The sequence below is a fragment of the Mumia sp. genome (assembly GCF_028803055.1).
Taxonomy (GTDB): Bacteria; Actinomycetota; Actinomycetes; order Propionibacteriales; family Nocardioidaceae; genus Mumia.
On sequence record NZ_JARBCJ010000083.1, the window covers coordinates 1 to 13,664 of the forward strand.

The 13,664-nt window shown below is 71.3% G+C and carries 14 protein-coding genes; 8 read left to right on the forward strand and 6 right to left on the reverse strand.

Going from position 1 to position 13,664, the window contains the following annotated elements; translation table 11 throughout:
* Nucleotides 1-395 (reverse strand): hypothetical protein (locus PV363_RS09675; RefSeq protein WP_301022222.1); only part of this gene is annotated, 395 nt, incomplete at its 3' end.
* 115 nt (nucleotides 396-510) lie between these two features.
* Here PV363_RS09675 and PV363_RS09680 point away from each other — a divergent pair.
* Nucleotides 511-1,320: an alpha/beta hydrolase gene (locus PV363_RS09680; RefSeq protein WP_301022223.1), complete on the forward strand. Its 810-nt coding sequence runs from the start codon at nucleotides 511-513 to the stop codon at nucleotides 1,318-1,320.
* Here PV363_RS09680 and PV363_RS09685 read toward each other — a convergent pair.
* Together PV363_RS09685 and ccrA are read right to left on the reverse strand one after the other, a co-directional pair.
* On the reverse strand, nucleotides 1,308-2,702 hold the full coding sequence (locus PV363_RS09685) for a hypothetical protein (RefSeq protein WP_220344085.1): 1,395 nt from the start codon (nucleotides 2,700-2,702) through the stop codon (nucleotides 1,308-1,310). The genes PV363_RS09680 and PV363_RS09685 overlap by 13 nt on opposite strands.
* Nucleotides 2,703-2,781: 79 nt before the next feature.
* Nucleotides 2,782-4,119: a crotonyl-CoA carboxylase/reductase gene (gene ccrA, locus PV363_RS09690; RefSeq protein ID WP_220344086.1), complete on the reverse strand. Its 1,338-nt coding sequence runs from the start codon at nucleotides 4,117-4,119 to the stop codon at nucleotides 2,782-2,784.
* A 221-nt stretch (nucleotides 4,120-4,340) separates the two neighbouring features.
* On the opposite strand from ccrA, the gene PV363_RS09695 reads away from it, so the two are divergent.
* The 3 genes from PV363_RS09695 to PV363_RS09705 are packed head-to-tail and all read left to right on the forward strand — an operon-like array spanning nucleotide 4,341 to nucleotide 6,582.
* The gene (locus PV363_RS09695) at nucleotides 4,341-5,099 is read left to right on the forward strand and encodes a 5-oxoprolinase subunit PxpA (RefSeq protein WP_220344087.1); all 759 of its coding nucleotides are present in this window, start codon (nucleotides 4,341-4,343) and stop codon (nucleotides 5,097-5,099) included.
* The gene (locus tag PV363_RS09700) at nucleotides 5,096-5,731 is read left to right on the forward strand and encodes an allophanate hydrolase subunit 1 (protein ID WP_301022224.1); all 636 of its coding nucleotides are present in this window, start codon (nucleotides 5,096-5,098) and stop codon (nucleotides 5,729-5,731) included. The genes PV363_RS09695 and PV363_RS09700 overlap by 4 nt, the downstream gene beginning before the upstream one ends.
* Nucleotides 5,728-6,582: a biotin-dependent carboxyltransferase family protein gene (locus PV363_RS09705; RefSeq protein WP_301022225.1), complete on the forward strand. Its 855-nt coding sequence runs from the start codon at nucleotides 5,728-5,730 to the stop codon at nucleotides 6,580-6,582. Before PV363_RS09700 ends, PV363_RS09705 begins: the two co-directional genes overlap by 4 nt.
* A gap of 31 nt (nucleotides 6,583-6,613) precedes the next feature.
* Here PV363_RS09705 and mce read toward each other — a convergent pair whose 3' ends face one another.
* Entirely contained in the window at nucleotides 6,614-7,051 is a 438-nt protein-coding gene (gene mce / locus PV363_RS09710; protein WP_220365932.1) for a methylmalonyl-CoA epimerase, read from the reverse strand.
* Nucleotides 7,052-7,215: 164 nt separating this feature from the next.
* Between mce and PV363_RS09715 the strand changes: the two genes are divergently transcribed.
* From PV363_RS09715 to PV363_RS09730, 4 genes are all read left to right on the forward strand, one after another.
* Nucleotides 7,216-8,406: an acetyl-CoA C-acetyltransferase gene (locus PV363_RS09715; RefSeq protein WP_220344089.1), complete on the forward strand. Its 1,191-nt coding sequence runs from the start codon at nucleotides 7,216-7,218 to the stop codon at nucleotides 8,404-8,406.
* A 46-nt stretch (nucleotides 8,407-8,452) separates the two neighbouring features.
* Nucleotides 8,453-9,409, forward strand: coding sequence for a methylmalonyl Co-A mutase-associated GTPase MeaB (gene meaB, locus PV363_RS09720; protein WP_220344090.1), 957 nt, complete (start codon nucleotides 8,453-8,455; stop codon nucleotides 9,407-9,409).
* A 162-nt stretch (nucleotides 9,410-9,571) separates the two neighbouring features.
* The gene (locus PV363_RS09725; RefSeq protein ID WP_220344091.1) at nucleotides 9,572-9,727 is read left to right on the forward strand and encodes a hypothetical protein; all 156 of its coding nucleotides are present in this window, start codon (nucleotides 9,572-9,574) and stop codon (nucleotides 9,725-9,727) included.
* A gap of 13 nt (nucleotides 9,728-9,740) precedes the next feature.
* Entirely contained in the window at nucleotides 9,741-10,265 is a 525-nt protein-coding gene (locus tag PV363_RS09730) for a PH domain-containing protein (protein ID WP_301022226.1), read from the forward strand.
* Nucleotides 10,266-10,323: 58 nt separating this feature from the next.
* Here the strand turns inward: PV363_RS09730 and pepN are convergent, their stop codons facing one another.
* Complete coding sequence (pepN, locus tag PV363_RS09735; protein ID WP_220344092.1) at nucleotides 10,324-12,870, reverse strand: aminopeptidase N; 2,547 nt, start codon at nucleotides 12,868-12,870, stop codon at nucleotides 10,324-10,326.
* A gap of 56 nt (nucleotides 12,871-12,926) precedes the next feature.
* Nucleotides 12,927-13,511, reverse strand: coding sequence for a TetR/AcrR family transcriptional regulator (locus PV363_RS09740; RefSeq protein ID WP_301022227.1), 585 nt, complete (start codon nucleotides 13,509-13,511; stop codon nucleotides 12,927-12,929).
* Nucleotides 13,512-13,664 lie beyond the last annotated feature (153 nt).

The window sequence follows — 13,664 nt, forward strand, 5'->3', positions numbered from 1 at the left end:
GAGACACGCCCCGCCAGACGAGCAGGATGGAGGGCGACCAGCGGGTCGCGGCGTGCCACCAGCACCAGGGGCGCCGCCACCCGTGCCGCCTCGCACGCGCGGGTGAACGACGGGCCCCACCCCGCAAGGTGGGCGTCGTCGATGACGACAGGGCGCCCGCGGTGGAGCTCCCTGGTCGCCGTCTCCCAGGGCCGGGTGCCGCTGCCGTCGAGCCACGCGGCGTCCGGCGCGTGCTCGTCCGCCCACTGGCGCAGCAGGGTCGTCTTCCCGTACCCCGTCGGTGCGGCGACGAGCGTCACCGGTCGCCGCGTCGCGCGATCGAGTGTGGCGAGCAGTCGGCGACGGACGATGACCCCCTCGTCGACGAACACCTGCTGGTGCGCCTCCAACGCCATGCCCGCCCCCTGGTGCCGAGCGGCTGCACCCCCGTGCGCGCTGGCACCTCGGAGGCTAGCTGCACCGGACCTGCCCCGCACGGCTCTTGCCGCCGCGGAACGTAGGCTGACAGGCGTGAAAGACGCTCAGGTCATCCGCGGCAACTCGGTTCTCCCTGCCCGCCGCACCCCCATCACCCTCCACACCGCCGACGGGTTGAACCTCGTCGGAGAGCTGGCGCTCCCGCTGGAGCGCGAGCCGGTCGCGACGATGGTCTGCCTCCATCCGCTGCCGACCCACGGCGGCATGATGGACAGCCACCTCTTCCGCAAGGCCTCGTACCGCCTTCCCGCGCTCGCCGACATCGCGGTCCTTCGGTTCAACACCCGCGGCACCACCAGCGTGCAGGGGACGAGCGGCGGCGCGTTCGACGAGGCGCAGGGCGAGCGGTACGACGTCGCTGCGGCGATCGAACTCGCCGACTTCGAGGATCTTCCCGACATCTGGCTCGTCGGATGGTCCTTCGGCACCGATCTCGCGCTCAAGTACGGGCTCGACGCCGAGGTACGCGGCGCGATCCTCTTGTCGCCGCCGCTGCGCTACTCCGACGACGCCGACCTCGACGCCTGGGCGCAGTCCGGCAAACCCCTCGTCGCGCTGGTCCCCGAGCACGACGACTACCTGCGTCCCGCCGAGGCCGCAGAACGCTTCTCCCGGGTGCCGCAGGCCGAGGTGATCGGCGTGGACGGCGCGAAGCACCTCTGGGTGGGCGACTCAGAACGCGTGCTCGACGAGGTCGCCTCTCGCCTGAACCCGCGTGTCTCCGTCCCGCTGCCCCGTCAGTGGTCCGGTGACATGCAGCAGGCCGACGCCGCGGCGTACCGCGACCAGACGGTCGCGGCGTTCGAGAGCGTCGGCCCGCAGCCTGGCGATCAGGAGGCCTGAGACTCCTCGTCGTCCTCGGCGAGCTCGGCTGCCGCCGGGCCGCCGAGCTTGGCACGGCGCACGCTGCGCTCGGCCGTCGGGCGATCTGTCGGCGTGCCGTCGACCACGGTGGAGTCGTTCTGGACGGCCGGGACGATCGTGGTGGCGTCGTGCGCACGGGAGTCGGTGCCCGCGCGGTCGATCTCCTCCAGGTCGGGCTCCTCGGCCGCTGCGGTGGCCTCCTCGACGGCAGCGGCGACCTCGTCGGCTGCCGCGGCGACCTCGGCGACGGCCGGCGCGGGAAGCGCCCCCGCCTTGTCGGTCTCAGCGTCGCTGTCGAGCGCGTCGAGACCCGCGAACGAGCCGATGACCTCGCGCAGCTTGGTGAGCTGGGTCTTGACGGCATCACGCTTGGCGACGAGCGAGTCGAGCTCGTGGCGGACCGTCGAGATCTGCTTCTCGGCATCGGCGCGCGCCTGGGCGAGCGAGTGCTCCGACTGCGTACGAGCGGTGTGCATGATCTGCTCGGCCTCGCGGCGTGACCGAGCGACCATCCGCTCGGACTCGGCCTTGGTCTCCTCGCGGCGCTTGGTCGCGGCGGCGATCGCCTCACGGGCCCGCGACTCGGCGGCTGCGGCGCGCGACTCGGCGTCGGCGATCATCCGCGAGGTCTGCTCGGTCGCGACGGCGTGCGACTCGGTGGCCTCCTTGGCCATCCGCTCCTTCTCGAGGGCGAGGACCCGGCGCGCCTCGGTCAGCTCGCGGTCGGCGGCGGCGCGGACCTGCTCGGCCTCACGCGTCGCGGTGAGGCGCGCGGAGCTCGCGGCCTGGTTGGCGGCCAGCTGGATCTGCTCGGCCTCGCGCTTGGCCTTGGCCAGGACGTCGTCGGCCTCGGCCAGCGCGAGGGCACGCTCGCTCTCGGCCTCGGCCAGGAGGCGCTCACGGGTCTCCTCGACGTCTGCGAGCTGCACGGCGCGCAGGTCGTCGGCCTCCTTGGCCGCCGACGCCTTGATGGCCGTGGCCTCGGACTCGGCGACACGACGCAGGTCGTCGGCCTCCCGCCTGGCGCGTTCGAGCATCTCGGCCGACTGCGACTCGGCAAGCCCCAGCAGCTCAGCAGCGCGTCCACCGAGGCCGGCGTAGCTCGGCTTGTTGTTCTCGGTGAGCTGGCTCCGCAGGTCGGCGAGCTCGGTCTCGAGGCGCGCGATCTTGGTCTCGGCCGCCTGGACCGCCGCCTGCGCCCGGGAGAGGTCGCTGCGGTGCTGGTTGAGGTAGGCGTCGACGGCGTCCTTGTCGTAGCCGCCGCGACGGACCAGAGGGAAACCGGCCCCCGTCGCCGGGTCACCGGTCGTGCGGGCGTACGAGTCGCCGTCTGAGGAGTAGCTGCCGTAAGGGTCTGACATGGGGTGCCTTCAGTTCGTAGTTCGGGGTGAGGTCGCTCCGCCAAATCCTAGCGCGACCTCACCCCGCCCCTCACCGTGTTCAGACTCCTCGGAACCGGTTGATCTCGTCGATGTGGCGAGCGCGCTTCTCGGTGTCCCGGACGCCGAGGCCCTCCTGGGGGGCGAGGCAGAGGACGCCCACCTTGCCCTGGTGCGCGTTGCGGTGCACGTCGAGCGCTGCCTGGCCGGTCTCCTCCAGGCTGTAGACCTTGGAGACGGTCGGGTGGATCATGCCCTTGTCGATCAGCCGGTTGGCCTCCCAGGCCTCGCGGTAGTTGGCGAAGTGCGAGCTCAAGATGTTCTTGAGGTTCATCCAGAGGTAGCGGTTGTCGTACTGGTGCATGTAGCCCGAGGTGGAGGCGCAGGTGACGATCGTGCCGCCCTTGCGGGCGACGAAGACGCTGGCGCCGAAGGTCTCGCGGCCCGGGTGCTCGAAGACGATGTCCGGGTCGTCCCCGCCGGTCAGCTCGCGGATCTTGGCGCCGAAGCGCTTCCACTCGCGCGGGTCCTGCTCATGCTCGTTCTTCCAGAACTTGTAGCCCTCCGCCGACCGGTCGATGACCAGGTCGGCACCCATCGAGCGCACGATCTCGGCCTTCTCGGGGGAGGACACGACGCAGACCGGCGTCGCTCCACCGTTGAGGGCGAACTGGGTGGCGTACGAGCCGAGGCCGCCCGAGGCGCCCCAGATCAGCACGGTGTCGCCCTGCTTCATGGCCGCACCGTTCTTGGACACGAGCTGGCGGTAGGCGGTGGAGTTCACCAGGCCGGGGCTCGCCGCCTCCTCCCACGAGAGGTGGGCGGGCTTCGGCATCAGCTGGTTGGCCTTCACGATCGCGACCTCGGCCAGGCCGCCGAAGTTGGTCTCGAAGCCCCAGATCCGCTGCTCGGGATCCATCATCGTGTCGTTGTGGCCGTCGGGGCTCTCCAGCTCGACCGACAGGCAGTGCGCCACGACCTCCTGGCCCGGCTTCCAGGCGTTGACGCCCGGGCCGGTGCGCAGCACGACACCGGCAAGGTCGGAGCCGACGACGTGGTACGGCAGGTCGTGACGCTTGGTGTACTCCGACAGGCGGCCGTACCGCTCGAGGAAGCTGAACGTCGAGAGCGGCTCGAAGATCGAGGTCCACACGGTGTTGTAGTTGATCGAGCTGGCCATGACGGCGACCAGCGCCTCCCCGGGCGCGAGCTCGGGGACCGGGACGTCATCGACGTGCAGGCTCTTGCGAGGGTCCTTGTCACGGGTGGCGAGGCCCTCGAACATGTCGACCTCGTCCTTGTGGACGGTCACGCCCCGGTACGACTCGGGCACCGAGATGTTCGCGAAGTCCTCGCTCGAGGTGTCCCCGGCCATGATGGCGTCGAGAATGTGCTGCACGTCGTCCTCCAGAGTTGTGCCGCGCGGATGCGTTACGCGGATATTACTCAGCAGTAATGGATGTGGTCAGGAGTGTGACCGATGTCGCTTGCTCGTAGAGTCCGCCGCGCGCCGCCGCGAGTGGTGTCCGGCGGGCCGGATCTGCCCTCGGCGACGGCGCTTGCCGGGCCTGATTCTCCACGCGTACCGTGGACGCCGCCCATCCACCGCTCGGGAGCGACGTGACGACACTGGACCTGAACAGCGACGTCGGCGAGTCCTTCGGGCGATGGGAGCTCGGGGACGACACCGCGATCCTCCAGGTCGTCACCAGCGCCAACATCGCCTGCGGCTTCCATGCCGGCGACGCCCGTACGCTGCGCCGCACCTGCGAGCACGCGGCGGAGAACGCGGTCGCGGTCGGTGCGCAGGTCAGCTATCGCGACCTCGCCGGGTTCGGCCGCCGCTTCATCGACATGGAGCCGGCCGAGCTGACCGACGACGTGGTCTATCAGATCGGTGCGCTCGACGGGCTCGCGCGGGCGTCGGGCACGAGGGTCCGCTACGTGAAGCCGCACGGGGCCCTCTACAACGCCGTCGTGCACCACGACGAGCAGGCCCGAGCGGTCGCGGAGGCGGTGCGGGCGTACGACCCGGGGCTGCCGCTGCTGGGCCTTCCCGGCTCGAGGCTGCTGGCCTGGGGGGAGCGGCTAGGACTCAGGACGGTGCGCGAGGCCTTCGCCGACCGCGCCTACACCCCCCAGGGCTCCCTGCTCAGCCGCCGGGAGCCTGGCGCCGTCCTGCTCGATCCCGACCACGTCGCTCGGCGGGTGCTGCGGATGGTGACCGAGGGTGACGTCGAAGCTGTGGACGGCACGGTGGTCGCCGTGGCGGCCGACTCCGTGTGCGTCCACGGCGACTCGCCGGGGACGGTCACGATGGCGCGATACGTGCGGACGATGCTCGAGGGCGCCGGGGTGAGACTCGGGGCGTTCGTGTGAGGGTAAGGCCGTACGGCGACCGCGCGCTGATCCTGGACATGGACGATGCCGGCGAGGTGGTGTCGTGGGTGTCGGCGATCCGTGAGGCGCGTCTGCCCGGCGTCGCCGACGTCGTCCCCGCCGCACGGACGGTCCTGGTCGCCGCCGCGGACGGCACCGACGTCGGGGCGCTCGCCGCAGTGCTCCAGCACGTCGAGGTGGACCCCGGGCGAGGTGAGGCTGAGCCCAGCGCGGCCGAGGTGCGCGACGACGAGATCGTGATCCGCGTGGAGTACGGAGGGCCCGACCTCGGCGACGTGGGAGAGCTGACCGGCCTCGGGCCCGACGGCGTCGTGGCGGCGCACACCGCCACTTCGTGGCGGGTCGCCTTCGGCGGGTTCGCGCCCGGATTCGCCTACCTCGTCGGTGGAGACCCCCGCCTCCAGGTGCCGCGCCGGCACACCGCTCGGACGAGCGTGCCCTCGGGCGCGGTCGGGCTGGCGGGGGAGTACTCGGGGATCTATCCGAGGCCCTCACCGGGCGGCTGGCAGCTCATCGGCACCACCGACGCCGTGCTGTGGGACCTCGACCGCGACCCACCGGCGCTGCTGCGGCCGGGAGCCACGGTCCGGTTCGAGGCGGTGCGGGTGTGAGGGAGCTCGAGGTGGTCCGCCCTGGGCCGCTCGCTCTCGTGCAGGACCTCGGCCGACCGGGGTGGTCGGCGGTCGGCGTCGGCCGCTCGGGTGCTGCCGACCGCGGCGCCTATCAGCTCGCGAACCGCCTCCTCGCCAACCCCGAGGGCGCCGCGGCGGTGGAGGTGACGCTCGGCGGGTTCGATGTCGCGGCTCGCGGCGGTGACGTCTGGGTCGCCGTGACGGGTGCGCCGGTCGAGCTGCGGGTGGGGCGACGGGTGGTCGACCCGTACGCGGCGGTCTGCGTCCGTGAGGGCGAGCGGCTGCGGCTGGGCGTGCCGAAGGCCGGGCTGCGGTCGTACGTCGCCGTGCGAGGCGGCGTCGACGTGCCGCCGGTGCTGGGGTCGCGAAGCCGTGACGTGCTCGCCGCGATCGGGCCCGCTCCGCTGGTGGTGGGTGACCGGCTGCCGGTCGGGCGCCCGCCGCGCACGTACCCGCAGGTCGACGCCGTACCCGTGCCCGTCCACGACGGCGACGTCGCGCTCAGGGTGGTCCGTGGCCCGCGCGACGACTGGGTCCGCGACGCCGACGGACTCGTCCGCGGTCGCTGGACGGTCTCGCCGCACAGCGACCGCGTCGGCATGCGGCTCGAGGGACCGCCGATGCGTCCTGCCGTGCCGGGACGCCAGCTGCCGTCGGAGGGCGCGTACCGCGGCGCCGTCCAGGTGCCGCCCAGCGGTGAGCCCGTCGTGTTCCTCGCCGACCATCCGGTCACCGGTGGCTACCCGGTCGTCGGGGTGGTCGTCGACGCCGACGTCGACCGGGCCGCGCAGGCGAGGCCGGGTCAGTCCCTGCGGTTCCGGTGGATCTGAGGCCCCGCCCTCGCCGCCCTCGCGGCCGGCGTCAGTGGGACGGCTGGGCCGCAGGCTCGACGAGCTCGACCAGCACGCCGCCGGCGTCCTTCGGGTGCACGAAGTTCACACGGCTGTCGGACGTGCCGCGCTTGGGCTGGTCGTAGAGCAGGCGCACGCCCCGATCGCGGAGCACGGCACTGGCGGCGTCGATGTCGCTGACGCGGTAGGCCAGCTGCTGGATGCCCGGTCCGTTGCGGGTGAGGAACTTCGCGATCGTCGACTGGTCCGACAGCGGCGCGAGAAGCTGGATCCGCTGGTTGGTGTCACCGACGGCGAGCATCGCCTCGCGCACCCCCTGCTCCTCGTTGATCTCCTCGTGGACGGAGTGGAGTCCGAAGACGCGGGCGTAGAACTCGAGCGCCTCGTCGAGGTCGGGCACCGCGATGCCGACGTGGTCGATGGCGATGAGCAGGTGATCGGGAACCATGCGACGCACCCTAGGGCAGAGCGCCGCCGCGCAGAGGCCACGACCCCTGCTGTGACCTTCCTCACCGCAGCCCTCGGCGATGTTACGGGCGAGTATCGTGCTGAGAGCACAAGCCTGCCGTCCTTGGCCGAACGCGCGCAGACGCTGCGCCTGAAGGAGTTCACATGTCCCGTCAGTCCGTCATCGTCGCTGGTGCCCGCACGCCGATCGGTCGCCTCCTCGGAGGCCTCAAGACGCAGTCGGCCGCCGATCTCGGTGGCGTCGCCATCAAGGGTGCGCTCGAGCGCGCAGGCATCACCGGCGACCAGGTCGAGTACGTGATCATGGGCCAGGTCCTCGGCGCCGGTGCCGGCCAGGTGCCCGCTCGCCAGGCGGCCCACAAGGGCGGCATCCCGCTCGACGTCCCGGCGATCACGATCAACAAGGTCTGTCTCTCCGGGCTCAACGCGATCGCGACGGCCGACCAGCTGATCCGGGCCGGCGAGTACGACGTCGTGGTGGCCGGCGGCCAGGAGTCGATGACGCAGGCGCCGCACCTCCTCAAGGGCTCGCGCGAGGGCTACAAGTACGGCGCGCAGACCATCCTCGACCACATGGAGTACGACGGCCTCTGGGACTCGCTGACCGACCAGGCGATGGGCAAGCTGACCGAGGCGCGCAACAGCGAGGTCGAGGAGCTCACGCGGGAGGAGCAGGACGCGTTCGGTGCGCGCTCGCACCACCGCGCCGCCCAGGCGCAGAAGAACGGCGTCTTCGACGACGAGATCGTCCCGGTCGAGATCGTCGGACGTCGCGAGACGGTCACCGTCACCACCGACGAGGGCGTGCGCGGCGACACGACGGCAGAGACGCTCAGCAGGCTTCGTCCCGCGTTCGCCAAGGACGGCACGATCACGGCCGGTACCGCCTCGCAGATCTCCGACGGGGCGTGCGCCGTCGTCGTGATGTCCAAGGAGAAGGCCGAGGAGCTCGGCCTCACCTGGATCGCCGAGATCGGTGCCGCCGGCTACGTCGCCGGTCCGGACTCCACCCTGCAGCTGCAGCCCGCCGAGGCGATCGCGAAGGCCTGCGCCAAGGAGGGCATCGCTCCGACCGACCTCGACCTGATCGAGGTCAACGAGGCGTTCGCCGCGGTCGGTGTCGCCAGCCAGCGGGCGCTCGGCATCGACGAGGACAAGGTCAACGTCAACGGCGGCGCGATCTCGCTCGGCCACCCCATCGGCATGAGCGGCGCCCGTGTCGTGCTGCACCTCGCGCTCGAGCTCGGACGGCGCGGTGGCGGCGTCGGCGCCGCGGCGCTGTGCGGCGGTGGTGGTCAGGGTGACGCGCTGATCATCCGCGTCCCCCAGCGCTGAGACGGGCCGGGCGCCGGTCGGCGGGGCGGAGGAGGTCATCGCACCGATGGCACGTCGTACGGTCGCCGTCGGTGAGCTCGTCCAACGAGCCACCGGCGGCGATCCGCGCGCGGTCGCGCGCCTGATCTCCCTCGTGGAGGATGCGTCGCCGCTCCTGCCCGAGGTCAGCGCGGCCCTCGCGCCCCACGTCGGACGCGCCCACGTGGTCGGCCTGACCGGATCCCCGGGTGTGGGCAAGTCGACCACCACCGGCGCCCTCGTCGCGGCGATGCGCGCGCAGGGGCGCAAGGTGGGCGTGCTGGCGGTCGACCCGACCTCGCCGTTCTCGGGGGGCGCGCTGCTCGGTGACCGCATCCGCATGCAGGATCATGCCGGCGACCCAGGGGTGATCATCCGGTCGATGGCGACGCGAGGGCACCTCGGCGGGCTCGCGTGGGCGGCCCCCCAGGCGCTGCGGGTGCTCGATGCCGCCGGCTGCGACGTGGTCCTCGTCGAGACGGTGGGGGTCGGCCAGTCCGAGGTCGAGGTGGCACGCCTGGCCGACACGACCGTCGTCCTGCTCGCGCCCGGCATGGGCGACGGGATCCAGGCCGCGAAGGCGGGGATCCTCGAGATCGGTGACGTCTACGTCGTCAACAAGGCCGACCGCGACGGAGCACCGCAGGTCCGCCGCGAGCTGCGGAGCATGCTGTCGTTGACGGAGCGTCCGGACGGTGGGTGGCAGCCGCCGATCCTCCTGACGGTCGCACACCGGCAGGAGGGCGTCGCCGAGGTCGTCGACGCCCTGGACGCTCATCTGGGGCACCTGCGCGCCGGCGGCGGCCTCGAGCGCCGGCGGCTGCGGCGGACGCGCGACGAGATCGAGACCCTCGCGACGACGGAGCTGCGTTCTCGCTTCACCGCTCTCGGCACCCACGGGCGGCTCGAGGCGCTCGCCGCTGACGTCGTCGCGGGACGCTCGGACACGTTCGCCGCGTCGAAGGCGCTGCTGGAGGAGCTGTGACCGAACGCACGGCAGACGTGCGACGATCGGCATGACAAAATCTGTGACCCAGCCCGTCCAGATCCGGCGCGCCTGGCGTCACGAACCCCCCGCGATCGGCTATAAACGTCGTGAGCGTGCAGCGTGCCCGCCGGCTTTCTGCCCTCGAGAAAGGCAGCAGTGGTGAAAAAGGCGATCTCCGCCATCGTGGTGGTGTTCCTGATCTACTTCTTGCTCACGAACCCCACCGGTGCTGCCAATACCGTGGAGCTGGTCTTCACGTGGATCATCGAGGCGCTCGGACAGCTCGCGGCCTTCTTCCAGACCTTGCTGTCCTGACGAGGAGCCCGTCGTGCTGCGCGCGATCCTGAGACTGGTGCCCGACCGCAACATCGGCAGCCACCTGCTGCTGGACGACGGTGAGCGCGTGAAGGACGTCGTGCGCCACCACTGGATCGTCTTCGTCGTGCCGTACGCCATCGTGCTCATCGGGGTGCTGATGATCGCGCTGTTCCCGGTGCTCCCGATGCGGACCGCCGGGGTGGTCGCGATCGTCGGGCTGGGCGTCGTCGGGTACGGGATGTACCGTGCGGCCGAGCAGCACCTCGACGTCTTCGTGATCACGAACCACCGTGTGCTCAAGATCCGTGGCGTCTTCGAGGTGAAGGTCGCGACGATGCCGATGGCCCGAATCCTCGACATCACCGTGGAGCGGACGCTCCTCGGCAGGGTTCTCGGGTACGGTCACTTCGTGTTCGAGTCCGCGGCCCAGGCTCAGGGGCTGCGCGACATCCAGTTCATCCCGGCACCGTTCGAGCGCGACCGCACGATCCAGCGGGCGCTGGTCACCGCCGGTCTCCGCGGTCCCGCCCGCTGAGCGGTGCCGTCCGCCAGGGCCCCCGCGCAGCGAGGGCCCTGATGGACGGCCGACGGCGTCAGACGGCGGCGTCGCGCTCCTGTGCCGCGAGTGCGCGGGCGAGGTCGGAGCGTCCCTCGTCGACGTAGCGGCGGGTCGTCGGGTCGAGGTCGTCGTTGTCGGCGAGCCACGCGTCGATCGTCGCGAGGTTCTCGGCGCTCGGGTTGGCCCGCGGGAAGAAGCTCTGGAGGATCTCCGAGGCGCGCCAGACGCCCTTCTGGATGACCGTGCGGGCGGTGTCGAGGTAGCGCTCGACGTACGGCTGCAGCAGCTCGGCCTGACCGGGCTGCTGGAACGCGCCGGCGATGCTGCGCTGGGTCTCGTTGGGCAGGTCGTCGCGGACGACGACCGACTCCCACGCCGCCTCCTTCGCGGCGGCGTCCGGACGCGCCGCACGTGCCCCGGCCGCGTTCTCCTGACCGGCGATGGTGTTGTCGCGCGCGAGCTCCGCGTCGATCTCCTTGTCCCCGTACGCGCCGGCGCGGGCGAGGCCGGTGACGAGGGACCAGCGCAGGTCGGTGTCGACGGTCAGGCCCTCCAGCGTCGTCGACCCGTCGAGCAGACCCGTGACGAACGAGATCGCCTCGTCCGACTCCGCGGCCCCGGCGTAGGCCCTGACGAGCGCCAGCTGGTGGTCCGAACCGGGTGCAGCGGCATCGAGCAGCGCGCGGACGCCGTGCTCCCACTCGGCGGCCAGCGCGGCCCGGTTGTCCGGCGCCGAGTACAGGGCGACGGCAGATCCGCCCTGACGCAGCAGCGTCTGCACGGCGGTGAGGTCGGACTCGGTGCCGACGCCGGCGAGCACGATCGGCACGAACTGGCGCGCCGGCAGCTCGGCGTCGCGCAGCATGTCCCACGCCGCACCCCAGCACAGCGCGCGCGCCAGCGAGTCGGGGATGTCGGCGATCGAGCTGGTCAGCGTCGCGAGCGACCGCTCGTCGAGACGGATCTTGGCGTAGGTCAGGTCGTCGTCGTTGAGCAGCACGAGGTCGGGCTGCGGCTGCCCGACGAGGGCGTCGACGGAGGTGAGTGCTCCCTCGATGTCGGTCTCGACCCGCGCGCGCCGGACGAGACCGGCGTCGGTGTGGTCGTACAGACCGATCGCGATGCGGTGGCGCCGCAGCGTCGGGTAGTCGTCGGTGGCAGTCTGCTCGACGGCGAACGACGTGAACCCGCCCTGCTCGTCCACGACGAAGCGGGGCCGGAGCGTGTTGACGCCGGACGTCTGGAGCCACTCCTGCGACCAGGAGCCGAGCTCACGGCCCGAGGCGGCCTCGAGCTCGGCCAGCAGGTCCTTGAGCTCGGTGTTGCCGAAGGCGTGCTTGGTGAAGTACGACCGCAGTCCGGCGAAGAAGTCCTTCTCGCCGACCCAGGCGACGAGCTGCTTGAGGGTCGAGGCGCCCTTCGCGTAGGTGATGCCGTCGAAGTTGGCCTCGACCGCGTGCAGGTCGTAGTTGTCGGCGGCGATCGGGTGCGTCGAGGGGAGCTGGTCCTGGCGGTACGCCCAGTTCTTGCGCTGGTTCGTGAAGCCGGTCCAGGCGCCGGTGTACTTCGTGGCGTTGACCTCGGCATGGTGCGAGGCGAACTCCGCGAACGACTCGTTGAGCCAGAGGTCGTCCCACCACTTCATGGTCACGAGGTCGCCGAACCACATGTGCGCCATCTCGTGGAGGATCGTGTTGGCACGGCTCTCGTACGCGGCGTGGGTCTGGCGGCTGCGGAAGATGTACTCGTCGCGGAAGGTCACCGCGCCGGCGTTCTCCATCGCGCCCATGTTGTACTCCGGCACGAACGCCTGGTCGTACTTGCCGAACGGGTAGCCCATCTCGAAGGTGTTCTCGAAGAAGGCGAAGCCCTGCTTGGTGATCTCGAAGATCTCCTCGTGGTCGAGGTGCTCCCGGAGGCTCTTGCGGACCTGGATGCCGAGCGGGATCTCGTCGTAGTCGCCGCGGTAGGTGTCGGTGACGGTGTCGTACTCGCCGGCGATGAGCGCGGTGATGTAGGTCGACATGCGTTTGGTCTCGGCGAAGGCCCAGCGGCTCACGCCCTCACCGAGCGTCTCTGGCTCCGGGGTCGGAGAGTTGGAGACGACGGTCCATCCCTCGGGGGCGTCGATCGTGAAGGTGAACGTCGCCTTGAGGTCGGGCTGCTCGAACGTCGTGTACACGCGGCGGGCGTCGGGCACCTCGAACTGGGTGTAGAGGTAGACGCGGTCGTCGGCGGGATCGACGAAGCGGTGCAGGCCCTCGCCGGTGCGCGAGTAGGGGAGACGCGTCTCGACCCGGAGCTCGTTGTCGCCCTCGGCCAGCCCGCTCAGCGCGATGCGGTTGTCCGCGTACGCCGCGGCGTCCAGCTCGGTGCCGTTCAGCCACATCCGAGGCTCGCGCGCGTCGACCAGGTCGGCGAATGTAGCGCCGCCGGCCTCACGGCTGGAGAACCGGACTACGGTGGTGGACGAGAACTCGGTGTCGGAGACGGTCAGGTCGAGATCGACGGCGTAGTGATGGACGTCGAGGAGCGCGGCCCGCTCCTGCGCCTCGTTGCGCGTGAGGTTGGTTCCAGGCATGCGCCCATCCTTCCACGCGCGGCGGCTCGCCGTTCCGGGGCGGACGACCGCATGGCTCAGGGATGGCCGAGCACGCCGTGCGCCAGGACACCGAGGCCCGCGGCGATGCGCTCGACCGAGAGGCCGAGCTCGCGCTGCCGCACGAACACCTCCGGAGCGAGCGGTGCCAGCAGCGGCTCGACCATGGCGTCCGGATCCGCGACGCCCGCCTCCGCCACGAGCATGCGCACGTGCACTCTCCAGAAGCCGTACGCGCCGACGATGAACCGTGAGCGTCCGACCTCGGCGCCGAGCGCGAGAGGGGCGTGGTCCTCGAGGAGCTGCGTCATCGCGTCGTAGAACGCGGCGAGCCGATCGGCGGGCGGGGCCCCGGGCCCGAGCGGCGGCGGCCCGGAGAGGAGCGCCTCCTGCAGTCTGCGCTCGTGCTCGTCCAGCAGGGCGGTGGCGATGGAGGCACGGTCCGGATAGCGGCGGTAGAGCGTGCCGCGGCCCACCCCTGCCGCGCGTGCGATGTCGTTCATCGTCACGTGCGCGGCGCCTCGCTCGGCGTACAGCCGTGCTGCGGCGTCCAGGATCCGGCGCCGGTTGCGAGCGGCGTCGGCGCGCTCGGGCTGCGCCTCGTCGGCGCGGGGAAGGTTCACGATCCACGACGCTACCGGAATATCCGGACACGGTGTCCGGTTGAGTGTCCTATCGACAGCATCCGGACACTGTGTCCACTTAGCGAAGGGGGCCACCATGCCACGCCTGCTCCATCTCGACTCCAGCGCCCGCACCCAGTCGCACACGCGCGA

Coding starts and splice junctions, on each gene's coding strand:
- PV363_RS09715 (WP_220344089.1), top strand. CDS start 7,216: ATGTCCCGTCAGTCCGTCATCGTCGCTGGTGCCCGCACGCCGATCGGT.
- mce (WP_220365932.1), bottom strand. CDS start 7,051: ATGGTTCCCGATCACCTGCTCATCGCCATCGACCACGTCGGCATCGCG.
- pepN (WP_220344092.1), bottom strand. CDS start 12,870: ATGCCTGGAACCAACCTCACGCGCAACGAGGCGCAGGAGCGGGCCGCG.
- meaB (WP_220344090.1), top strand. CDS start 8,453: ATGGCACGTCGTACGGTCGCCGTCGGTGAGCTCGTCCAACGAGCCACC.
- PV363_RS09685 (WP_220344085.1), bottom strand. CDS start 2,702: ATGTCAGACCCTTACGGCAGCTACTCCTCAGACGGCGACTCGTACGCC.